Genomic DNA, 21,704 nt, shown 5'->3' on the forward strand with positions numbered 1-21,704 from the left:
CGGCCCGGCCGGGCACCCTCCCGAGGGGGTGCGCGGCCGGGCCGTCGTCCATGTCCAGGGCCCATGTCCGGGGCCGTTGTCAGTGGCGGGGGCTACGGTCGGGGAGTGCTGATTCACGGGGGTGTCGCGGCCGGGGGCGGCCCCTGGGGGAGGGGTGGAGATGAGCGCGCTGGAAGCGGAGGAGCGGGGGCGTGAGCGGGTCGGCGGGAAACCGGCGGCGCCCGCCTGGCGCGGGGGTTTCGGGCGGCTGTGGACGGCCGCCGTGGTCTCCCGCTTCGGGGACGCGCTGCGCGGGGCGGCGCTGCCGCTGCTGGCGGTCTCCCTGACCGATTCACCGGTTCTGGTGTCGCTGGTGACCGCCTGTGGCTTCCTGCCCTGGCTGCTGTTCGGGCTGCTCGGCGGGGCGCTCGCGGACCGGGTGGACCAGCGGAGGGCGATGTGGGCGGTGGACGCGGTGCGGGCCGTCCTGATGGCCGGGTTCGCCGTGGCCGTCTGGAGCGACCACGCCACCATCGGGCTGCTGCTCGGGCTCGGCTTCGCCCTGACCACCCTCCAGACCCTCTTCGACAACGCCGCCACCGCGCTGCTGCCGTCGGTGGTGGGGCGGGAGGCGCTGGGCCGGGCCAACGCCCGGCTGATGACCGGGCAGGAGGTGATGGGCCGGTTCGTGGGCGCCCCGCTGCTGCCGGTGCTGTGGGGGCTGGGCGCCGCGGCGCCGTTCTGGGCGGACGCGGCCACCTATCTCATCGCCGCCCTCCTGGTCGCCTCGCTGGGCGTGGTGGCCCCCGAGCGCGCGCCGCGCCCGGCGGGGCGCACCCTGCGCCATGACATCGCCGAGGGCATCGGGCTGCTGTGGCGGGACCGGGTGCTGAAGTCGCTGTGCGCCTGCACCATGCTCGTCAACATCGGCATCGGCGCGCTGATCGCCACTCTGGTGTTGATCGTCACCGGCTGGCTGGACGCCGGGAACACCGGCTATGCCGTCGTGGTGACCGTCTACGGGATCGGCAGTGTGACCGGAGGGCTGGTGGCCGGCCGGATCACCGACCGGCTGGGCCGGGTGCGCGCCCTGCTGGTGTGCGGGGCGGTGCAGTTCGCCGCCCTGGTGGTGCTCGGCACGGTCCGCGACCTGCCGGTGGCCGTCGCCGCGATGGGCCTGTTCGGCCTCTCCGGGATGGTCTGGAACGTCACCGAGGTGACGATGATGCAGCAGCGCAGCCCCGCCGAGATGGTGGGCCGGGTGAGTGCGGCGTTCCGCACCCTGACCATCGCCGGAGCCCCGCTCGGCGCCCTGCTCGGCGGGGTGATCGCCGCGGCCTGGGGGCTGAACACCCCGGCGCTGGCGGCCGCCGCGCTGTTCGCCTGCGGTCTGGTGGCCCTCGTTCCGGGAATGCGGTCCGGGATCAATTAGGTTGGTGGCCAACGGGTCCAGGCACCGACAAGAAGTGGGCTGATGTCCGAGATGAACGCAGAAGGCCGTGGCAGGCTCGACCAGCTGCCCGAGTGGCAGGCGCTGGTCGCACACCGCAAGGAGCTGGGTGACGCGCAGCTGCGCGAGCTGTTCGCCAACGACCCCGGGCGCGGGCGGCGGCTCACCCTCCAGGTCGGCGATCTGCATCTGGACTACTCCAAGCACCTGGTCACCGACGAGACCTTGCGGCTGCTGCGCGAGCTGGCCCGCGCCACCAGGGTGGCCGAGCTGCGGGACGCGATGTTCCGCGGCGAGAAGATCAACACCACCGAGCACCGGGCGGTGCTGCACACCGCGCTGCGGGCGCCCCGCTCCGCCGTCATCACGGTGGACGGCAAGGACGTCGTCCAGGATGTGCACGCGGTCCTCGCCAAGATGGCCGTCTTCACCGACCGGGTCCGCTCCGGTGACTGGACCGGGCACACCGGCAAGCGCATCAAGAACGTCGTCAACATCGGCATCGGCGGCTCGGATCTGGGCCCGGCGATGGCGTACGAGGCGCTGCGCGCCTACACCGACCGCTCGCTGACGTTCCGGTTCGTCTCCAATGTGGACGGTGCCGACCTCCATGAGGCGGTGCGCGATCTGGACCCGGCCGAGACGCTGTTCATCGTCGCGTCCAAGACCTTCACCACCATCGAGACCATCACCAACGCCACCTCCGCCCGCGAGTGGCTGCTGACCGGTCTGGGTGCCGGTCCGGAGGCCGTCGCCAAGCACTTCGTGGCGCTGTCGACCAACGCGGAGAAGGTCTCCGCGTTCGGTATCGACACGGCCAATATGTTCGAGTTCTGGGACTGGGTCGGCGGGCGCTACTCCTACCCCTCGGCGATCGGCCTCTCGCTGATGATCGCCATCGGCCCGGACCACTTCCGCGAGATGCTGGCCGGATTCCACCTGATCGACGAGCACTTCACCGCCGCCCCGCCGGAGGAGAACGCACCGCTGCTGATGGGCCTGCTGGGCATCTGGTACGACAACTTCCACGATGCCCAGTCCCATGCCGTGCTGCCCTACAGCCACTACCTCTCCAAGTTCACCGCCTACCTCCAGCAGCTGGACATGGAGTCCAACGGCAAGTCGGTGGACCGTCAGGGCGAGCCGGTCGACTGGCAGACCGGTCAGGTGGTCTGGGGCACCCCCGGCACCAACGGCCAGCACGCCTACTACCAGTTGCTCCACCAGGGCACCAAGCTGATCCCCGCCGACCTGATCGGTTTCGCCCGGCCGGTGGACGACCTGGAGCCCGGTCTGGTCGCCCAGCACGACCTGCTGATGGCCAACCTCTTCGCCCAGGGCCAGGCGCTGGCCTTCGGCAAGACCCCGGAGGAGGTCGCCGCCGAGGGAGTGCCCGCGGAGCTGGTGCCACACAAGACCTTCCACGGCAACCGCCCCACCACCACGATCCTGGCCTCCGAGCTGACCCCCTCGGTGCTCGGCCAGCTTGTCGCGCTCTACGAGCACAAGGTGTTCGTCCAGGGCGCCGTGTGGGACATCGACTCCTTCGACCAGTGGGGCGTGGAGCTCGGCAAGGTGCTCGCCAAGCGGGTGGAGCCCGCCCTCACCGAGGGCGCGGAGGTCGAGGGGCTCGACCCGTCCACCGAGCAGCTCGTCGCCACCTACCGCGCGCTGCGCGGCCGTTGAGCCCTCCCGCCGATATCCCCGGGACACAGCGATCCCCCGTGCGCAGGGCGCACGGGGGATCGTCCGTCTCCGGCTCGATGACCCGGGTTACGGGGAGGCCGGGGGATACAGCCCGCGCGGCAGCCCGGCCGCCGCGGCCCGGTCCAGCAGCCACAGCGTGCGGCCACGGCCGTACGCCCCCGCCGCCGGGGCCTGGAGCTCACCGGCGCCCGACAGCGCGATGGTGACCGCCTTCGCCTTGTCCTCACCGGCCGCCAGCAGCCACACCTCCCGCGCCGCGCGGATCGCGGGCAGGGTCAGCGTGATCCGGGTGGGCGGCGGCTTGGGCGCGCCGCGCACCCCGACCACCGTCCGCTCGGTCTCCCGTACGGCGGGCAGCTCGGGGAAGAGCGAGGCCACATGGGTGTCCGGCCCGACGCCCAGCAGCAGCACGTCGAAGGAGGGCACCGCGCCGTGGTTCTCCGGCCGCGCGGCCCGCGCCAGGTCGGTGGCGTACGCCTCGGCCGCCGCGTCCACCTCGCCGCCGTACGGACCGTTGGACGCGGGCATGGCGTGCACCCGCGCGGGATCCACCGGCACCGCGTCCAGCAGCGCTTCCCGCGCCTGGGTGACATTGCGGTCCGGATGGCCCTCCGGCAGGAACCGCTCATCGCCCCACCACAGGTCCAGCCGGGACCAGTCCACCGCGTCGCGCGCCGGGGAGGCGGCGAGCGCGGCCAGCAGGCCATTGCCGTTGCGTCCGCCGGTGAGGACCACCGAGGCGGAACCGCGGGCGGCCTGGGCGTCCACGATCTTCGTGAGCAGCCGGGCCGCCGCGGCCTGGGCCATCAGCTCCTTGTCGCGGTGGACGACGACCTGCGGGGCCGTCATGCGTCCGCCGCCTTCCCGTCCGCCGGGTCCGCGGCCCCGCTTCCGGCCTTGCCCTCCGCCGACTTCGCCTTCGCCGCCGGGGAGTGCTTCGGCGGCGCCGGGACCGGACGGTCCTGGCCACTGCCGTGCCCCTGACCGGACGGGCGCGCCGGGGCATGGGTCGCCGCCGCGGCATTGCCCAGCTTGTTCACCCCGAACTTCACCGCCGAGGCGTACATCTCGTCCGGGTCCAGCCGACGCAGCTCCTCGGCGATCAGCTCCGACATCTCCCGCCGCTGGAGCGCCACATGGCGGTCCGGCTGCCCCGGCATGGCCAGCTCGGCCAGCGCACCGTTGGCCCGGTCCAGACAGATCTCACCGTCGGCCGTCTCCAGCCGGACCGCGGTCAGCCCGGGGCCGTCCGAGACCTGGCGGTCCACCGGTACCCGCAGCCGCTCGGCGAGCCACAGCGCGAGCAGCTCACTGCTCGGGTTGTACGCCTCGCCCTCCACGGTCGCGGAGGTGATCGGGGAGTGCTTCTGGTCCAGCGCGGCCGCGAGCACACTGCGCCACGGGGTGATCCGCGTCCAGGCCAGATCGGTGTCGCCCGGGGTGTAGGTGTCGGCCCGCGTCCCCAGCGTGGCGACCGGGTCCTCGGTGGCCTGGGCGTCGGTGATCCGGCGCTGGGCGAGCTGGCCGAGCAGGTCCTCGCTGGGGTTGGCCGGGGCGTCCTCGGGCCACCACACCACCACCGGGGCGTCCGGCAGCAGCAGCGGGAGCACCACCGAATGGGCGTGGTTGGCCAGTTCGCCGTGGAGCCGCAGCAGGACCGTCTCACCGGTGCCGGTCTCGCCGCCGACCCGCACCTCGGCGTCCAGCCGGGCCATCTTGCGGTCCCGGGGCGAGCGCCCCGGACGCTTGATGACCACCAGATTGCGGGACGGATGCTCCTTGGACGCCTCGCTGGCCGCCTTCAGGGCGTCATAGTGATTGCCCTCGTCGGTCACGAGGACCAGGGTGAGCACCATGCCCGTGGCGGGGGTGCCGGTGGACCGGCGCGCCTGGACCAGAGCGGAGTTGATCCGGGCGGACGTGGTGTCCGTGAGATCGATGTTCATGGCCGCCGCCAGCTCCGTCCGTCTCGTGCGAGCATCTCGTCCGCGGCCTTCGGACCCCAGGTCCCGGCCGTGTACTGCTCGGGCTTGCCGTGCTTGTCCCAGTAGGCCTCGATCGGGTCGAGGATGCGCCAGGACTGCTCCACCTCCTGATGGCGGGGGAAGAGGTTGGCGTCGCCGAGCAGCACATCGAGCAGCAGCCGCTCGTACGCCTCGGGGCTGGATTCGGTGAAGGACTCGCCGTAGGCGAAGTCCATCGTCACGTCCCGGATCTCCATGGAGGTGCCGGGCACCTTGGAGCCGAACCGGATGGTGATGCCCTCGTCCGGCTGCACCCGGATGACCAGGGCGTTCTGCCCCAGCTCCTGGGTGTCGGTGGTGTCGAAGGGGGAGTGCGGGGCGCGCTGGAAGACCACGGCGATCTCGGTGACCCGCCGCCCGAGCCGCTTGCCGGTGCGCAGGTAGAAGGGGACGCCCGCCCAGCGGCGGTTGTCCACCTCCAGCTTGATCGCGGCGTAGGTGTCGGTATTGGAGTGCGGGTCGATGCCCTCCTCCTCGAGATAGCCGAGCACCTCCTCGCCGCCCTGCCAGCCGTGTGCGTACTGGCCGCGCACGGTGTGCTTGCCCAGCTCCCGGGGGAGCTTGACGGCCCTGAGCGCCTTGAGCTTCTCGGTGACCAGCGCGTCCGCCTCGAAGGAGGCGGGCTCCTCCATGGCGGTCAGGGCGAGCAACTGGAGCAGATGGTTCTGGATGACGTCACGGGCGGAGCCGATGCCGTCGTAGTAGCCCGCCCGGCCGCCGATGCCGATGTCCTCGGCCATGGTGATCTGGATATGGTCCACATAGCTGCGGTTCCAGATCGGCTCGAACATCGTGTTGGCGAAGCGCAGCGCCAGGATGTTCTGGACCGTCTCCTTGCCCAGGTAGTGGTCGATCCGGAAGACGTCGCTGGGACGGAAGACCTCATGGACGACCTGGTTGAGCTCCTGCGCGCTCGTCAGGTCGTGGCCGAAGGGCTTCTCGATGACCGCGCGGCGCCAGGAGTCGCCCTGCCCGTCGGACAGCCCGTGCTTCTTGAGCTGCTGTACCACGGTGGGGAAGAACTTCGGCGGCACGGACAGGTAGAAGGCGAAGTTGCCGCCGGTGCCGCGGGCCTTGTCCAGCTCCTCTATGGTCGACCGCAGCTTCTTGAACGCCTCGTCGTCGGAGAAGTCACCGGGGACGAACCGGAACCCCTCGGCGAGCTGCTGCCAGACCTCCTCGCGGAACGGCGTCCGCGCGTGCTCCTTGACGGCGTCATGGACGACCTGGGCGAAGTCCTCATGCGCCCAGTCGCGGCGGGCGAAGCCGACGAGCGAGAAGCCCGGCGGCAGCAGACCGCGATTGGCCAGGTCGTAGACCGCCGGCATCAGCTTCTTCCGGGACAAGTCGCCCGTGACACCGAAGATGACCAGGCCGGACGGCCCCGCGATACGCGGGAGCCGCCGGTCCCTCGGGTCACGCAGCGGATTGCTGCTGGTGGTCAAGGTCTTCACGCCTCCGAAGGTGCGAGGCGGTTGAGCTCCGCCTCCGTGGACTTCAGCAGGTCGTTCCAGGACGCCTCGAACTTCTCGACGCCCTCGTCCTCCAGGAGCTGTACGACGTCGTCGTACGAGATCCCGACACCGGCCAGCGCCTCGATATCGGCCTTGGCCTGCTCGTACGTGCCGCGCACGGTGTCACCGGTGATCCGGCCGTGGTCGGCCACGGCCTCGAGGGTGGCCTCCGGCATGGTGTTCACCGTGCCCGGGGCGACCAGGTCGTCGACGTACAGGGTGTCCTTGTACGCCGGGTCCTTGACGCCGGTCGAGGCCCACAGCGGACGCTGCTTGTTGGCGTTGGCCCGGTCCAGGGCGGCCCAGCGCTCGGAGCCGAAGACCTCCTCGAACGCCTGGTAGGCGAGGCGGGCGTTGGCCACGGCGGCCTTGCCGCGCAGCGCCTTGGCCTCATCGGTGCCGATCTTGTCGATCCGCTTGTCGATCTCGGTGTCCACCCGGGAGACGAAGAAGGACGCGACCGAGTGGATCTTGGACAGGTCGAGACCGGCGGCCTTCGCCTTCTCCAGACCGGCCAGGAACGCGTCCATGACCGCGCGGTAGCGCTCCAGGGAGAAGATCAGCGTGACGTTGACGCTGATGCCGAGACCGATCACCTCGGTGATCGCCGGGAGCCCGGCCTTGGTGGCCGGGATCTTGATGTAGGTGTTGGGCCGGTCCACCAGCCAGGCCAGCTGCTTGGCCTCGGCGACGGTGGCCGCCGTGTTGTGCGCCAGCCGGGGGTCGACCTCGATGGAGACCCGGCCGTCCTGGCCGCCGGTGGCGTCGTGCACCGGCCGCAGGATGTCGGCGGCGTCCCGGACGTCCGCCGTGGTGATCATGCGGACCGCTTCCTCGACGGTGACCTTGCGGGCCGCGAGATCGGCGACCTGCTGCTGGTAGCCGTCGCCGCCGGAGATCGCCTTCTGGAAGATCGACGGGTTGGTGGTGACACCGACGACATGCTGCTGGTCGATCAGTTCGGCCAGATTGCCGGACGTGATCCGCTTGCGGGAGAGGTCGTCGAGCCAGATCGCGACGCCTTCGTCGGCCAGCCGCTTGAGTGCGTCTGTCATGAGTTATGTCTCCTACTCGTCGCTGCTGTCAAGTCGGCGGGCGTCAGCGCCCGGTGGCGTCGAGGGACTCGTGGGCGGCGGTGACCACGGCCTCGGCGGTGAGACCGAACTCCCGGTAGAGGACCTTGTAGTCGGCGGAGGCGCCGAAGTGCTCCAGCGAGACGATGCGGCCGGCCTCGCCGACGTAGCGGTGCCAGGTCAGCCCGATACCGGCTTCCACGGCCACGCGGGCCTTCACGGACGGCGGCAGCACGCTGTCGCGGTACCCCTGGTCCTGCTCCTCGAACCACTCGACCGACGGCATCGACACGACGCGGGCCGGGACCCCGGCGGCCTGGAGCCGCTCACGCGCCTCGACGGCGAGCTGGACCTCGGACCCGGTGGCGATCAGGATCACCTTCGGCGCCGCCTCCTGCCCGTCCGCCCCCGCGGCCTCGAACAGGACGTAACCACCCTTGGCCGCGCCCTCGTCGGCCTCGTAGGTCGGCACGTTCTGCCGGGTGAGCGCGATGCCGTGCGGTGCGGGCCTGTCCGTGTGGCGACGGGTGATCTCGCGCCAGGCGATCGCCGTCTCATTGGCGTCGGCCGGCCGGACGATGTTCAGGCCCGGGATGGCGCGCAGCACGGAGAGGTGCTCGACCGGCTGGTGGGTCGGGCCGTCCTCGCCGAGGCCGATCGAGTCATGCGTCCATACATAGGTGACCGGCAGCTTCATCAGCGCGGCGAGCCGGACGGCGGGGCGCATGTAGTCGGAGAAGACCAGGAAGGTGCCGCCGTAGACCCGGGTGTTGCCGTGCAGCGCGATGCCGTTCATGGTCGAGCCCATGGCGTGTTCGCGGATGCCGAAGTGGATCGTGCGGCCGTAGGGGTCGGCCTCCGGCAGCGGGTTGCCCTTCGGGAGGAAGGACGAAGAGGCGTCGATGGTGGTGTTGTTGGAGCCGGCGAGGTCGGCGGAGCCGCCCCACAGCTCGGGCAGCACCCCGCCGAGCGCCTTGAGCACCTGGCCGGACGCCTTGCGGGTGGCGACGTCCTTGCCCGCCTCGAACACCGGCAGCGTGGACTCCCAGCCCTCGGGCAGCTCGCCCGCGGTGATCCGGTCGAACTCGGCGGCCCGCTCGGCGTTGTTGTTCCGCCACTCCTGGAGCGTCTTGTCCCAGGCGGCGTGCGCCTCACGGCCGCGGTCGACCAGACCCCGGGTGTGGTTGATGACGTCGGTGTCCACCTGGAAGTGCTGCTCGGGGTCGAAGCCGAGGACGCGCTTGGTGGCGGCGACCTCCTCCGCGCCGAGCGCCGAGCCGTGCGACGCCTCGGTGTTCTGCGCGTTGGGCGCGGGCCAGGCGATGATGGTGCGGGCCGCGATGATCGAGGGGCGCTCGGTCTCGGCCTGCGCCGCCTTCAGCGCCGCGTGCAGCTGGTGGATGTCGAAGTCGCCGCTGGGCGCCTGCTCGACGCGCTGGACGTGCCAGCCGTACGCCTCGTAACGCCCGAGGACGTCCTCGGAGAGCGCGGTGGCGGTGTCGCCCTCGATCGAGATGTGGTTGTCGTCGTACAGGGCGACGATGTTGCCCAGCTTCTGGTGGCCGGCGAGCGAGGACGCCTCGGCGGAGATGCCCTCCTCCAAATCGCCGTCGGAGACGATCGCCCAGATGGTGTGGTCGAAGGGGGAGGCGCCCTCGGGCGCCTCCGGGTCGAACAGACCGCGCTCGTAGCGGGCGGCCATCGCCATGCCGACCGCGTTGGCGATGCCCTGGCCGAGCGGACCGGTGGTGGTCTCCACACCGGTGGTGTGGCCGAACTCCGGGTGGCCCGGGGTGAGGCTGCCCCAGGTGCGGAACGCCTTCAGGTCGTCGAGCTCCAGACCGAAGCCCGCCAGGTACAGCTGGACGTAGAGGGTGAGGCTGGTGTGGCCCGGGGACAGTACGAACCGGTCGCGGCCCGCCCATCCGGCGTCGGAGGGGTCGTGCCGCATCAGCTTCTGGAAGAGCAGGTACGCGGCGGGCGCGAGACTCATGGCCGTGCCGGGGTGGCCGTTACCGACCTTCTGCACGGAGTCCATGGCCAGGACGCGGGCGGTGTCCACGGCCCGCTGGTCCAGATCGGTCCATTCAAGGTCTGTGGTAGTCGGCTTGGTGCTCACCCTGAGTCAGGGCTCCTCTCCACACTGTCGCTATCCGGTGACCGTGTGTCCACCGGCGATGTCGAGCCTACCCCTGGAACGACGGTCATTTTTTCGCGTTCCACACGATGGTCGGGGAACGAACCGGAGGGCTCGGCGCATTCCCTCTCACGGTTGCGCGGGGTGATCGGAAGGAGATCGGAAGGAGCTGTTCCGGGCGGTGTGCGCCGTGCGCGCCCTGGTCGGCGCGGGCCGCCAACACGAGCCGACCCCGGCGGCGAGCGGCACATCCGCTACGTCTAGAGTGGCGTGGTACGCGCAAGTCTTTACCGGCTCTTCATGTCCGGTGCTTGCTGGTTCTTGCTTCCACCAGGGGTGTGCGTGACGGCCGTCGAATCCCGTCCTGCGGGGGTGCTGGAGACGAGCGAAACGGGCTCCGGCCACCGGCCGCTCGGGGCCCGTCTCATGGCGTTCGTCGCGCTGACCAAGCCGCGCGTCATCGAGCTGCTGCTGATGACCACGGTGCCGGTCATGTTCCTGGCCGCCCAGGGCGTTCCCGATCTGTGGCTGGTGCTGGCGACCTGTGTCGGCGGCTATCTGTCGGCGGGTGGCGCGGCCGCGTTCAACATGTACCTCGACCGCGATATCGACGCGCTCATGGACCGCACCTCACAGCGTCCACTGGTGACCGGGATGGTCTCGCCCGCCGAGTGCCTGGTCTTCGCCTCGGTGCTCACGGTGGGCTCCACGGCCTGGTTCTGGACCCTGGTCAACCCGCTGTCCGCGATGCTGTCACTCGGGGCGCTGGTCTTCTACGTCGTCGTCTACACGATGCTGTTGAAGCGGCGCACCTCGCAGAACATCGTCTGGGGCGGGATCGCGGGCTGTATGCCCGTGCTCATCGGCTGGTCCTCGGTGACCAACGAGGTCTCCTGGGCCGCCGTCATCCTCTTCCTTGTCATCTTCTTCTGGACGCCGCCGCACTACTGGCCGCTGTCGATGAAGGTCAAGGACGACTACGAGCGGGCCAGTGTGCCGATGCTGCCGGTGATCGCGGGCAACCAGGCGGTCGCGAAGCAGATCGTCCTCTACAGCTGGGCCATGGTCGGTGTCTCCCTGCTGCTGTGGCCGCTGGGCTACACCGGCTGGTTCTACCCGGTCGTCGCGGTGCTGCTCGGCGCGTTCTGGCTCAAGGAGGCGCATGGGCTCCAGGCGCGCGCCCGCGCCGGGATCACCGGGGCCAAGCTCAAGGAGATGCGGCTCTTCCACTGGTCCATCACCTATGTGTCGCTGCTCTTCGTGGCCGTCGCCGTGGACCCCTTCCTGCGTTGATTACCGACGGGTAGCATTGGCGTCATGGCAGACAGCACTCAGGCGGAGACGGCGGAGACGGTCGGGAGCGCCCAGCCCGCCAAGCCCTCCAAGGACGAGAAGCGGGCCCAGCGGCTGGCCCACGAGATCACGGCCTTCGCCACGAGCCACGGCGGCAGCGCCGAGGGCCAGCTCGCCCACATCGGCCGCGGCACCACCCGGATCGCCCTGGTGGGGGCGGACGGGGAGTGGGGGGTGCTGGTAGCCCCCTCGCACGAGGCCGCACGCCGCGCCACCGAGATCGCCGGGCTCACCCTCCAGGACGAGTTCGACGGTGAGATGGCCGCCAAGGTCCGCACCGGTCCGTATGAGTGGACGCGTATGGCGGGCATCCAGATCGGCGGCCCCGCCAACTCCTGATCCGAGCGCGGCCGGAGCTCCGGCCCGAGCGCGGCCGAACCCCGAGCCGGAGTCGGCCAACCCCCGAGCCGGGTCCCGACACCTCGCACCCCTTTCGCCCGTTAAGCCCATCGATGCCGGAGGGCGAGGAGGCGGCGGCGATGGACGAGGCGACGGACTCCCCGGACACCCCGGGCCCGCCGACCGGCCCGGTCCCGCGGGCCGGGCCGGGTGCGGTGGCGGGGCTGTTCACGCTGCCGCCCCTGGTCGACCAGTACAGCCACGGCACCGTCCACGGCGAGCTGGGACTCGGCTCGTTCGAGACCCATCTGGCCTCCGCCGCCGGATCGGGCGCCGCCCCCGCGGGCACCACCTTCTTCGACAGCTGGACCGGTCTCGCGGTGCGCCGCTGGTGCCCGCCGCTGCTGGGCATGGACCCGCACTGCGCACCGGTCAGTTATCTCGCCCGCCGCCGTGAACTCGGTGCCTACCAGGCCGCCCGGCTGCTGCTGCGCGGCGCGGGCATCGACACCTTCCTGCTGGAGTCCGGCGCCCCGAGCGACCTCACCTCGCCCGCCGAGCTGGCCGCCGCCGCCGACGGCCGGGTCCACGAGGTGGTGCGGCTGGAGCCGCTGGCCGAGCAGGTGGCGGACACCTCCGGCACGGTCGACGCGTTCACCGGCAACACCGCCGAGGCGCTGTACGCCGCCGCCCAGCACGCCACCGCGTTCGCCATGGGCATCGCCTACTGCGACGAGGTCCCCCCGGACCCGCGCGAGGTGCGCCGCGCGGCCGCCCGCAGGCTGGCCGGGGGCCCGGTCCGGGACCGTTCCTTCGACCCCGCGCTCGCCCAGCACCTGCTGTGGAGCGCGGTGGCCACCGGGCTGCCGGTGCAGCTGCACTGCGCCGATCCGCAGCCGCTGCTCGGCTTCCTGCGTGCCACGGCCGGGTTCGGCACCGATCTGGTGCTGCTGCCCGAGCGGCCGTACCACCGGCGGGCCGCCCAGCTCGCCGCGGCCTTCCCGCACGTCTACGCGGACGCCGGGCCGCGGCCGGAGGAGACGCTGGGCGAGGCGCCGTTCGGCAAGCTGCTGTTCTCCACCGGGGCGCGGGCGCTGCCCGAGCTGTATGTGACCGCCGCGCGGCTGTTCGCCCACTCCATGGCGCGGCTGACGGCCGAGTGGATCGCCGACGGGGCGTGCACCCGTAACGAGGCGCGGCGGATCACCGGGCTGATCGCGGCCGGGACCGCGCGCCGGGTCTACCGGCTGGAGGCGGCGGGCTGTACCGGTCCGGCGGCCGGGGCGGCCGCGGTCTCGGGCTGAAGCGCCTCGTGCTCCCCGGAGGGGGACGGCAGCTCGGCGGCCTCGTCGGCCACCGCCACGGACGCCGCGCCCCCGGTGCGCTCGCGCAGCGCGAGCAGGGCCCGCAGCGTCGCGATCCACACCAGGCAGGAGCCGAACATATGGGTGCCGACGACGATCTCGGGCAGGTGGGTGAAGTACTGGACGTAGCCGATCACGCCCTGGAGCAGCAGGACGACCAGCAGCTCCAGCACCCCGCGGCGCGGGGCGGCCGGGGCCTTCACGGCGCGCAGGGTGAACCACAGGGCGGCGGTGAGACCCAGCACGATGTAGACGAAGTCCACATGCAGCTGGGTGATCTCCTGCCAGTCCACCGGGATGCGGTGCACCTTACGGGCGTCACCGGCGTGCGGACCCGCTCCGGAGACCGCGGTACCGATGACGATCAGCGCGGCCGTCGCGCCCACCAGCAGCCAGGTCAGCTGGCGCACCGGGCGGACCACCAGCTGCCGGGGCGCGCCATCGCCCTCCCGGGCCCGCTGCCAGGTCACCACGGCGACCGTGAGCAGCGCGGTGGCCAGCAGGAAGTGCGAGCTGACGATGTACGGGTTGAGTCCGGTGAGGACGGTCACCCCGCCGACCACCGCGTTGCCCATGATGAGCCAGAACTGGATCCAGCCGAGCCGGGTGAGCGAGGTGCGTACCGGAGTGCGGGCGCGGGCGGCGATGATCAGCAGTCCCACGACCGCGCACAGCACGTAGGTCAGCATCCGGTTGCCGAACTCGATGAAGGCGTTGATGCCCGCCTCGGCGGTCGGCGTCAGGCTGTCGGAGGTGCACTTCGGCCAGGTGTCACAGCCCAGTCCGGACTGGGTCAGCCGGACCGCGCCACCGGTGATGACGATGACGACGGCCATCACCACGGCGGCCAGCGCGGCGCGCTCGACGAAGCGCGCGGACGGCTGCCAGCGCCGGGCGATCTGCTCGAGAGGGTTCAGCGAAGAGGGCACGGGCCCATCGTAGGCGGCCGCTTGTGCAGCTTTTCACGAGGGTCCCGGAACGGGCGGAACCGGCCGTTCCAGGGGACCGGCTCCGGCGGCCGGGGCTACTCCCAGCGGAAGAAGCGCGCCGCCGCGCCCAGACCCAGCACCGACCACACCGCCAGGATCCCCAGGTCCCGCCAGGGCACCGGGGCGCCGTCCTGGAGGACGTCCCGCAACCCGCCCGACAGCGCGGAGATCGGCAGCAGCTCCAGCACACCCCGGACGGCGTCCGGGAACTTGTCCAGCGAGACGATCACCCCGCCCGCGACGAGCAGCAGCAGGAAGACCAGGTTGGCGGCGGCGAGGGTCGCCTCGGCCTTGAGGGTGCCCGCCATCAGCAGCCCGAGACCGGAGAACGCCGCGGTGCCCAGGATCAGCAGCAGCGCGACCGCCAGCGGATTGCCGTGCGGCGACCAGCCCAGCGCCAGCGCGATCGCGGTCAGCAGCCCGATCTGGAGGACCTCGGTGACCAGTACCGAGCAGGTCTTGGCGGTCATCAGCCCCCAGCGGGGCAGCGGGGAGACCGCGAGCCGCTTGAGCACGCCGTAGCGCCGCTCGAAACCGGTGGCGATGGCCTGTCCGGTGAACGCCGTGGACAGCACGGCGAGCGCCAGTACGCCGGGGGCCAGGAAGTCCACCGTCTCGCCGTCGGCGCCGGTGTCCACGATGTCGACGCTGCTGAACAGCACCAGCACCAGGGACGGGATGACCACGGTCAGCAGGAGCTGCTCACCGTTGCGCAGCAGCATCCGGGTCTCCAGCGCTGCCTGCGCCCGGATCATCCGCGCCAGCGGCGCGGCCCCGGGCCGGGGGAGGAAGGTACCGGTGGCGGTCACGCGCGCAGCTCCTTGCCGGTGAGCTCCAGGAAGACGTCCTCGAGGGTGTGCCGCTCGACCGAGATCCGGTCCGGCATCACCCCGTTCTGCGCGCACCATGAGGTGACGGTGGCCAGCAGTTGGGGGTTGACCTTGCCGGTGACGCGGTAGCCGCCGGGGGTCAGCTCATCGGCCGTGCTGTCGGTGGGCAGCGCCTTGAGCAGCGAGACCAGATCGAGCGCGGGGCGGCCGGTGAAGCGCAGGGTGTTCTCGGCGCCGCCGCGGCACAGCTCCTCGGGGCTGCCATCGGCGATCACCTTGCCGCCGTCGATGATCGCGACCCGGTCGGCGAGCTGTTCGGCCTCGTCCATGTAGTGGGTGGTGAGCACGACGGTGACACCGTCCTGGCGCAGCTCGCGGATGAGCTCCCAGGTGGCGCGGCGCGCCTGTGGGTCGAGACCGGCGGTCGGCTCGTCGAGGAAGACCAGCTCGGGGCGGCCGACGACGGCCATGGCCAGGGCGAGCCGCTGCTGCTGGCCGCCGGAGAGTCTGCGATAGGTGGTGCGGCCGCAGGAGTCGAGACCCAGCCGCTCGATCAGCAGGCCGACGTCCACCGGATGGGCGTGCAGGGAGGCGGTGTGGCGCAGCATCTCTTCTGCGCGCGCGCCGGAATAAACGCCTCCGGACTGGAGCATCACCCCGATCCGCGGCCGCAGTGCCGCCGCGTCCCGGGCCGGGTCCAGGCCGAATATGCGCACCGTCCCGGCGTCGGGGCGGCGGTACCCCTCGCAGGTCTCGACGGTGGTGGTCTTACCGGCCCCGTTGGGTCCGAGAACGGCGCTCACGGTGCCGCGCGCGACGGACAGGTCGAGCCCGTCGACGGCGGTCTTCGAGCCGTACCGTTTGACCAGGCCGACGATGTCGACCGCGGGCTCTTCTCGCATGCCGGGCAGTCTACGAATCGCCGGGGGCGCCGTGGGCGGCAGGGCGGAAGCCGTTCCCTCCGAAGTGCGTCGTCCCGGCCCCGCCCGCCGCCTCGCCGCCGCCTCCCCACCGCATCGTCGCAGGTGAAGTTAGGTGTGCCTAAGTGATGCACTCCACCGAAGGGCGTCTCCGCCCTCGCTTGTATGTCCGCCGGGAATTACGCAACAATGGCGTTGTGAAATACGCGAGCGAGGCTCCGAAGGGACGCGCGGCCGAGACGGCCGCGCGGTCCGGCGTGCCCGTGTCCGCGTCCGACGAGCAGCACGGCACCCGTAACAGGGTCGCCCGTTCCATCCTCGATCACGGCCCCTCCACCGCGGCCGAGCTCGCGCTGCGGCTGGAGCTGACCCAGGCGGCCGTCCGCCGCCACCTCGACATCCTGCTCGCCGACGGCGTCGTCGAGCCCCGCGAGAAGCGGGTGTACGGGGCGCGGGGGCGCGGCCGCCCGGCCAAGGTCTTCGCGCTGACCGACTGCGGCCGTGACGCCTTCGACCAGGCCTACGACACGCTGGCCGTCGACGCCCTGCGCTGGATCGAGCAGAGCGCCGGGGGCGGTGAGGCCGGGCGGGCCGCCGTCGCGGCGTTCGCCCGCGCCCGGCTGGCCGCACAGGCCGAGGCGTACCGCGGTGCCGTCGAGGCCGCCGACCCCGCCGGCCGTACCCAGGCCCTCGCGGGCGCGCTGTCCGCGGACGGGTACGCTGCTACGGCGCGCAGCGCGCCGGTCGGCGAACAGCTCTGCCAGCACCACTGCCCGGTCGCCCACGCAGCCGAGCGCTATCCGCAGCTGTGTGAGGCGGAGACCGAGGTCTTCTCCCAGCTGCTCGGGACTCATGTGCAGCGTCTGGCCACCATCGCCCATGGCGACGGGGTGTGCACGACGTTCATTCCGAAGACCGACAGAACCGAATCGGCCGCGCAGGCCGACTCCAGCACCACCCTCAAGACCACCACCGCATCTGCCAGCACGGCCGGGAGGAACCCCGAATGACTCTCCCCACGGAGACCGCTCACCCCGAGCTCGAGGGCCTGGGTAACTACGAGTACGGCTGGGCCGACTCTGACGTGGCCGGCGCTTCGGCCAAGCGCGGGCTCTCCGAAGAGGTCGTCCGCGACATCTCGGGGAAGAAGTCCGAGCCCGAGTGGATGCTCAACATGCGTCTGAAGGGCCTGAAGCTCTTCGGCAAGAAGCCCATGCCCACCTGGGGCTCGGACCTGTCGGGTATCGACTTCGACAACATCAAGTACTTCGTGCGCTCCACGGAGCAGCAGGCCGCCTCCTGGGAGGACCTGCCCGAGGACATCAAGAACACCTACGACAAGCTGGGCATCCCGGAGGCGGAGAAGCAGCGCCTGGTCGCCGGTGTCGCCGCCCAGTACGAGTCCGAGGTCGTCTACCACCAGATCCGTGAGGACCTGGAGGAGCAGGGCGTCATCTTCCTCGACACCGACACCGCGCTCAAGGAGCACCCGGAGCTGTTCAAGGAGTACTTCGGCACGGTGATCCCGGCGGGCGACAACAAGTTCGCCTCGCTGAACACGGCGGTGTGGTCCGGCGGCTCGTTCATCTACGTGCCCAAGGGCGTCCATGTGGAGATCCCGCTCCAGGCCTACTTCCGGATCAACACCGAGAACATGGGCCAGTTCGAGCGGACGCTGATCATCGTCGACGAGGACGCCTACGTCCACTACGTCGAGGGCTGCACCGCGCCGATCTACAAGTCGGACTCGCTGCACTCCGCGGTCGTCGAGATCATCGTCAAGAAGGGCGCCCGCTGCCGCTACACGACCATCCAGAACTGGTCGAACAACGTCTACAACCTGGTCACCAAGCGCGCCGTCGCCTATGAGGGCGCCACCATGGAGTGGGTCGACGGCAACATCGGCTCCAAGGTGACCATGAAGTACCCCGCCGTCTACCTGATGGGCGAGCACGCCAAGGGCGAGACCCTGTCCATCGCCTTCGCCGGTGAGGGCCAGCACCAGGACGCCGGAGCCAAGATGGTCCACATGGCGCCCCACACCTCGTCCAACATCGTCTCCAAGTCGGTGGCGCGCGGCGGTGGCCGTACCTCCTACCGCGGTCTGATCGAGATCGGCGAGGGCGCCGAGGGCTCCAAGTCCAATGTGCTCTGTGACGCCCTGCTGGTGGACACCGTCTCGCGGTCCGACACCTACCCGTATGTGGACGTCCGTGAGGACGATGTGTCCATGGGCCATGAGGCGACCGTCTCCAAGGTCAGCGACGATCAGCTCTTCTACCTGATGAGCCGCGGTCTGTCGGAGGACGAGGCCATGGCGATGATCGTCCGCGGCTTCGTCGAGCCGATCGCGCGCGAACTGCCCATGGAGTACGCGCTGGAGCTCAACCGGCTGATCGAGCTGCAAATGGAGGGCGCGGTCGGCTGACGCCACCGCTCCTGACGCCCCACCGCACGGGGGCATCCCCGTGAAAGCCACAGAAGGCAGAAAGCGAGCAGTTCGACAGCCATGGCTGAAACCATTCCCGCCGGATCCACTACGGACGGTGTCATCCAGGTGGGCCAGCCCACCGATGCGCGGGTCAGCGCCCCCGCGTCGTACGACGTGGCCGACTTCCCCGTGCCGCGTGGCCGGGAGGAGGACTGGCGGTTCACCCCGCTGGAGCGGCTGCGCGGCCTCCACGACGGCACCGCCGTCGCCGACGGCGGTGTCAAGGTCGAGGTGAGCGCCCCCGAGGGCGTCACCCTCGAGACCGTGGGCCGGGACGACGCGCGCCTGGGGAAGGCCGGCAAGCCGGTGGACCGGGTGGCGGCCCAGGCGTACAGCTCCTTCGAGAAGGCGTCGGTCGTCACCGTGCCCAAGGAGACGGTGCTCACCGAGCCGGTGCGGATCGCCGTGCACGGCGAGGGCGGCACCGCCTTCGGCCACCAGCTCGTCGAGCTCGGCGCCTTCGCCGAGGCCGTCGTGGTCATCGACCACACCGGGGACGCCACCCTCGCCGCCAACGTGGAGTACGTGCTCGGCGACGGCGCCAAGCTCACCGTGGTCTCCGTCCAGGACTGGGACGACAACGCCGTCCACGCCGGTCAGCACACCGCGCTGGTCGGCCGGGACGCCAGCTTCAAGTCCGTGATCGTCACCTTCGGCGGCGATCTGGTGCGGCTCCACCCGCGGGTCGTCTACGGCGCCCCCGGCGGTGAGGCCGAGCTCTACGGCCTGTACTTCACCGACAACGGCCAGCACCAGGAGCACCGGCTCTTCATCGACCACGACACCCCGCACTGCCGGAGCAACGTGGCCTACAAGGGCGCGCTCCAGGGCAAGGACGCCCACGCGGTCTGGATCGGCGATGTGCTGATCCGCGCCGCCGCCGAGGGCACCGACACCTATGAGCTCAACCGCAACCTGGTCCTCACCGACGGCGCCCGCGTCGACTCGGTGCCCAACCTGGAGATCGAGACCGGCGAGATCGTCGGCGCCGGCCACGCCAGCGCCACCGGCCGCTTCGACGACGAGCAGCTGTTCTACCTGATGGCGCGCGGCATCCCGGCCGACGAGGCCCGTCGGCTGGTCGTCCGGGGCTTCTTCGCCGAGCTCGTCCAGCAGATCGGCATCCCCGATCTGGAGGAGCGCCTGATCGCCAAGATCGAGGCGGAGCTGGAGGCGTCCGTAGGATGACCGACACCTTCGTACGCGTCTGCGCCCTGGCCGAGCTCGAGGAGGACACCCCCAAGCGGGTCGAGCTCGAGGGCGTTCCGGTCGCCCTGGTCCGCACCGAGGGCGAGGTGTTCGCGGTCAACGACATCTGCTCGCATGCGAACGTCTCGCTGTCCGAGGGCGAGGTCGAGGACTGTCAGATCGAGTGCTGGCTGCACGGCTCCAGCTTCGACCTGCGCACCGGCAAGCCGTCCGGCCTCCCGGCCACGCGCCCCGTCCCCGTATACCCCGTAAAGATCGAAGGGGACGACGTGCTCGTCTCCGTCACCCAGGAGTCCTGAGGCACCCATGGCAACGCTTGAGATTCACGACCTGCACGTCTCCGTCGAGGCCGAGGGCGGCCCCCGGGAGATCCTGCGCGGCGTCGACCTGACCGTGAAGCAGGGCGAGACCCACGCCATCATGGGCCCCAACGGCTCCGGCAAGTCCACCCTGGCCTACTCGCTGGCCGGTCACCCGAAGTACTCCATCACCGGCGGCACCGTCACCCTCGACGGTGAGAACGTGCTGGAGATGTCCGTCGACGAGCGCGCCCGCGCCGGTCTCTTCCTCGCCATGCAGTACCCGGTCGAGGTCCCCGGCGTCTCCGTCTCCAACTTCCTGCGGACCTCCGCCACCGCCATCCGCGGCGAGGCCCCCAAGCTGCGCACCTGGGTCAAGGAGGTCAAGGAGGCCATGCAGCGCCTCCAGATCGACCCGGCCTTCGCCGAGCGCAATGTCAACGAGGGCTTCTCCGGCGGTGAGAAGAAGCGCCACGAGATCCTCCAGCTGGAGCTGCTGAAGCCCGCCATCGCGATCCTCGACGAGACCGACTCCGGCCTCGACGTCGACGCGCTGCGCGTGGTCTCCGAGGGCGTCAACCGGGTCCGTGAGTCCGGTCAGGTCGGCACCCTGCTGATCACGCACTACACCCGCATCCTGCGGTACATCAAGCCCGACCACGTCCACGTGTTCGCCGCGGGCCGGATCGCCGAGTCCGGCGGCCCGGAGCTCGCCGACAAGCTGGAGGCAGAGGGCTACGAGGCATATGTGAAGGGAGGCGCGTCCACGTGACACAGCTGCCGGGCCTCCTCGACACCGAGGCGATCCGCAAGGACTTCCCCATCCTGGACCGCGTGGTCCACGACGGGAAGAAGCTCGTCTACCTGGACAACGCGGCCACGTCCCAGAAGCCGCGCCAGGTCCTGGACGCGCTGAACACCTACTACGAGCGCTCCAACGCCAATGTGCACCGCGGTGTCCATGTGCTGGCCGAGGAGGCCACGGCGCTGTACGAGGGCGCCCGCGACAAGGTCGCCGGCTTCATCAACGCTCCCAGCCGCGATGAGGTGATCTTCACCAAGAACGCGTCGGAGTCGCTGAACCTCGTGGCCAACATGCTCGGCTGGGCCGATGAGCCCTACCGGGTGGACCGCGAGACCGAGATCGTCATCACGGAGATGGAGCACCACTCCAACATCGTTCCGTGGCAGCTGCTCTCGCAGCGCACCGGCGCGAAGCTGAAGTGGTTCGGCCTCACCGACGACGGCCGGCTGGACCTGTCGCAGATCGAGCAGGTCATCACCGAGAAGACCAAGGTCGTCTCGTTCGTCCTGGTCTCCAACATCCTCGGCACGGTCAACCCGGTCGAGGCGATCGTCCGCCGCGCCCAGGACGTGGGCGCCCTGGTCGTCATCGACGCCTCCCAGGCCGCCCCGCATATGGCCCTGGACGTCCAGGCCCTCCAGGCCGACTTCGTGGCCTTCACCGGCCACAAGATGTGCGGCCCGGACGGGATCGGTGTGCTGTGGGGCCGCCAGGAGCTCCTGGAGGACCTGCCCCCGTTCCTCGGCGGCGGCGAGATGATCGAGACGGTCTCGATGCACTCCTCGACCTACGCCCCCGCGCCGCACAAGTTCGAGGCCGGTACGCCCCCGATCGCCCAGGCCGTCGGCCTCGGCGCGGCGGTGGACTATCTCTCCGCGGTCGGCATGGACAACATCGCCCGCCATGAGCACGCCCTCACCCACTACGCGGTCGGCAGGCTCCTGGAGGTCCCCGATCTGCGCATCATCGGCCCCACCACGGCCGAGGAGCGCGGTGCCGCGATCTCCTTCACGCTCGGCGACATCCACCCCCACGATGTGGGCCAGGTGCTCGACGAACAGGGCATCGCGGTCCGGGTCGGCCATCACTGCGCCCGCCCCGTCTGCCTGCGGTACGGAATTCCCGCGACCACGCGAGCGTCGTTCTATCTGTACTCCACCCCCGCCGAGGTCGACGCCTTGGTGGAGGGCCTGGAGCACGTACGGAACTTCTTCGGGTAGG

19 protein-coding genes are annotated in these 21,704 nt (G+C 70.7%); 11 read left to right on the top strand and 8 right to left on the bottom strand.

Annotated features, from left to right (window positions below):
- Nucleotides 1-160: 160 nt before the first annotated feature.
- Nucleotides 161-1,411, top strand: coding sequence for an MFS transporter (locus tag AB0C66_RS09990; RefSeq protein WP_362435236.1), 1,251 nt, complete (start codon nucleotides 161-163; stop codon nucleotides 1,409-1,411).
- Nucleotides 1,412-1,462: 51 nt separating this feature from the next.
- A complete protein-coding gene (pgi, locus tag AB0C66_RS09995) occupies nucleotides 1,463-3,115 on the top strand; it encodes a glucose-6-phosphate isomerase (protein ID WP_362435639.1) in 1,653 nt (550 codons plus the stop codon).
- A gap of 87 nt (nucleotides 3,116-3,202) precedes the next feature.
- Here the strand turns inward: pgi and pgl are convergent, their stop codons facing one another.
- From pgl to tkt, 5 genes are read right to left on the bottom strand one after another with little or no spacing between them, the layout of a single operon-like run.
- Entirely contained in the window at nucleotides 3,203-3,985 is a 783-nt protein-coding gene (pgl, locus tag AB0C66_RS10000) for a 6-phosphogluconolactonase (protein WP_362435239.1), read from the bottom strand.
- A complete protein-coding gene (gene opcA, locus AB0C66_RS10005) occupies nucleotides 3,982-5,082 on the bottom strand; it encodes a glucose-6-phosphate dehydrogenase assembly protein OpcA (RefSeq protein ID WP_362435242.1) in 1,101 nt (366 codons plus the stop codon). Before opcA ends, pgl begins: the two co-directional genes overlap by 4 nt.
- A complete protein-coding gene (zwf, locus tag AB0C66_RS10010; RefSeq protein WP_362435641.1) occupies nucleotides 5,079-6,605 on the bottom strand; it encodes a glucose-6-phosphate dehydrogenase in 1,527 nt (508 codons plus the stop codon). The genes opcA and zwf overlap by 4 nt, the downstream gene beginning before the upstream one ends.
- Before the next feature lie 5 nt (nucleotides 6,606-6,610).
- Nucleotides 6,611-7,729: a transaldolase gene (gene tal, locus AB0C66_RS10015; protein ID WP_362435245.1), complete on the bottom strand. Its 1,119-nt coding sequence runs from the start codon at nucleotides 7,727-7,729 to the stop codon at nucleotides 6,611-6,613.
- A 43-nt stretch (nucleotides 7,730-7,772) separates the two neighbouring features.
- Nucleotides 7,773-9,866, bottom strand: coding sequence for a transketolase (gene tkt, locus AB0C66_RS10020; RefSeq protein ID WP_362435248.1), 2,094 nt, complete (start codon nucleotides 9,864-9,866; stop codon nucleotides 7,773-7,775).
- A gap of 360 nt (nucleotides 9,867-10,226) precedes the next feature.
- Here tkt and AB0C66_RS10025 point away from each other — a divergent pair, with 360 nt between their 5' ends.
- The 3 genes from AB0C66_RS10025 to AB0C66_RS10035 all read left to right on the top strand — a co-directional run bounded on the left by AB0C66_RS10025 (nucleotide 10,227) and on the right by AB0C66_RS10035 (nucleotide 12,880).
- Complete coding sequence (locus tag AB0C66_RS10025) at nucleotides 10,227-11,177, top strand: heme o synthase (RefSeq protein ID WP_362435251.1); 951 nt, start codon at nucleotides 10,227-10,229, stop codon at nucleotides 11,175-11,177.
- 24 nt (nucleotides 11,178-11,201) lie between these two features.
- A complete protein-coding gene (locus tag AB0C66_RS10030) occupies nucleotides 11,202-11,576 on the top strand; it encodes a hypothetical protein (protein WP_362435254.1) in 375 nt (124 codons plus the stop codon).
- Nucleotides 11,577-11,800: 224 nt separating this feature from the next.
- Nucleotides 11,801-12,880 (top strand): amidohydrolase, encoded by a 1,080-nt coding sequence (locus AB0C66_RS10035; RefSeq protein WP_362435643.1) that lies wholly within the window; start codon nucleotides 11,801-11,803, stop codon nucleotides 12,878-12,880.
- Here AB0C66_RS10035 and AB0C66_RS10040 read toward each other — a convergent pair.
- The 3 genes from AB0C66_RS10040 to AB0C66_RS10050 form a co-directional block, all read right to left on the bottom strand.
- A complete protein-coding gene (locus AB0C66_RS10040; RefSeq protein WP_362435257.1) occupies nucleotides 12,817-13,869 on the bottom strand; it encodes a COX15/CtaA family protein in 1,053 nt (350 codons plus the stop codon). The two genes, AB0C66_RS10035 and AB0C66_RS10040, sit on opposite strands and share 64 nt — an antisense overlap.
- A 95-nt stretch (nucleotides 13,870-13,964) precedes the next feature.
- A complete protein-coding gene (locus AB0C66_RS10045; protein WP_362435260.1) occupies nucleotides 13,965-14,738 on the bottom strand; it encodes an ABC transporter permease in 774 nt (257 codons plus the stop codon).
- Nucleotides 14,735-15,661: an ABC transporter ATP-binding protein gene (locus AB0C66_RS10050; RefSeq protein WP_362435263.1), complete on the bottom strand. Its 927-nt coding sequence runs from the start codon at nucleotides 15,659-15,661 to the stop codon at nucleotides 14,735-14,737. The genes AB0C66_RS10045 and AB0C66_RS10050 overlap by 4 nt, the downstream gene beginning before the upstream one ends.
- A gap of 215 nt (nucleotides 15,662-15,876) precedes the next feature.
- Here AB0C66_RS10050 and AB0C66_RS10055 point away from each other — a divergent pair, with 215 nt between their 5' ends.
- The 6 genes from AB0C66_RS10055 (at nucleotide 15,877) to AB0C66_RS10080 (ending at nucleotide 21,703) form a co-directional block, all read left to right on the top strand.
- Entirely contained in the window at nucleotides 15,877-16,689 is an 813-nt protein-coding gene (locus AB0C66_RS10055; RefSeq protein WP_362435266.1) for an ArsR family transcriptional regulator, read from the top strand.
- Nucleotides 16,686-18,107, top strand: coding sequence for a Fe-S cluster assembly protein SufB (sufB, locus tag AB0C66_RS10060; protein WP_362435269.1), 1,422 nt, complete (start codon nucleotides 16,686-16,688; stop codon nucleotides 18,105-18,107). Before AB0C66_RS10055 ends, sufB begins: the two co-directional genes overlap by 4 nt.
- Nucleotides 18,108-18,188: 81 nt before the next feature.
- Nucleotides 18,189-19,358, top strand: a complete 1,170-nt coding sequence (sufD, locus tag AB0C66_RS10065) for a Fe-S cluster assembly protein SufD (RefSeq protein ID WP_362435272.1) — start codon at nucleotides 18,189-18,191, stop codon at nucleotides 19,356-19,358.
- Nucleotides 19,355-19,678 carry a bifunctional 3-phenylpropionate/cinnamic acid dioxygenase ferredoxin subunit gene (locus tag AB0C66_RS10070; protein ID WP_362435275.1) on the top strand — a complete coding sequence of 108 codons (324 nt, stop codon included), beginning with the start codon at nucleotides 19,355-19,357 and terminating at the stop codon, nucleotides 19,676-19,678. Before sufD ends, AB0C66_RS10070 begins: the two co-directional genes overlap by 4 nt.
- Before the next feature lie 7 nt (nucleotides 19,679-19,685).
- A complete protein-coding gene (gene sufC, locus AB0C66_RS10075) occupies nucleotides 19,686-20,450 on the top strand; it encodes a Fe-S cluster assembly ATPase SufC (protein ID WP_362435278.1) in 765 nt (254 codons plus the stop codon).
- Nucleotides 20,447-21,703, top strand: a complete 1,257-nt coding sequence (locus AB0C66_RS10080; protein ID WP_362435280.1) for a cysteine desulfurase — start codon at nucleotides 20,447-20,449, stop codon at nucleotides 21,701-21,703. Before sufC ends, AB0C66_RS10080 begins: the two co-directional genes overlap by 4 nt.
- Nucleotide 21,704 lies beyond the last annotated feature (1 nt).

The sequence above is a fragment of the Streptomyces sp. NPDC048636 genome (assembly GCF_040650655.1).
Taxonomy (GTDB): Bacteria; Actinomycetota; Actinomycetes; order Streptomycetales; family Streptomycetaceae; genus Streptomyces.

Coding starts and splice junctions, on each gene's coding strand:
- sufB (WP_362435269.1), top strand. CDS start 16,686: ATGACTCTCCCCACGGAGACCGCTCACCCCGAGCTCGAGGGCCTGGGT.
- AB0C66_RS10070 (WP_362435275.1), top strand. CDS start 19,355: ATGACCGACACCTTCGTACGCGTCTGCGCCCTGGCCGAGCTCGAGGAG.
- pgi (WP_362435639.1), top strand. CDS start 1,463: ATGAACGCAGAAGGCCGTGGCAGGCTCGACCAGCTGCCCGAGTGGCAG.
- AB0C66_RS09990 (WP_362435236.1), top strand. CDS start 161: ATGAGCGCGCTGGAAGCGGAGGAGCGGGGGCGTGAGCGGGTCGGCGGG.
- tal (WP_362435245.1), bottom strand. CDS start 7,729: ATGACAGACGCACTCAAGCGGCTGGCCGACGAAGGCGTCGCGATCTGG.
- AB0C66_RS10050 (WP_362435263.1), bottom strand. CDS start 15,661: ATGCGAGAAGAGCCCGCGGTCGACATCGTCGGCCTGGTCAAACGGTAC.
- pgl (WP_362435239.1), bottom strand. CDS start 3,985: ATGACGGCCCCGCAGGTCGTCGTCCACCGCGACAAGGAGCTGATGGCC.
- AB0C66_RS10030 (WP_362435254.1), top strand. CDS start 11,202: ATGGCAGACAGCACTCAGGCGGAGACGGCGGAGACGGTCGGGAGCGCC.
- sufD (WP_362435272.1), top strand. CDS start 18,189: ATGGCTGAAACCATTCCCGCCGGATCCACTACGGACGGTGTCATCCAG.
- sufC (WP_362435278.1), top strand. CDS start 19,686: ATGGCAACGCTTGAGATTCACGACCTGCACGTCTCCGTCGAGGCCGAG.
- opcA (WP_362435242.1), bottom strand. CDS start 5,082: ATGAACATCGATCTCACGGACACCACGTCCGCCCGGATCAACTCCGCT.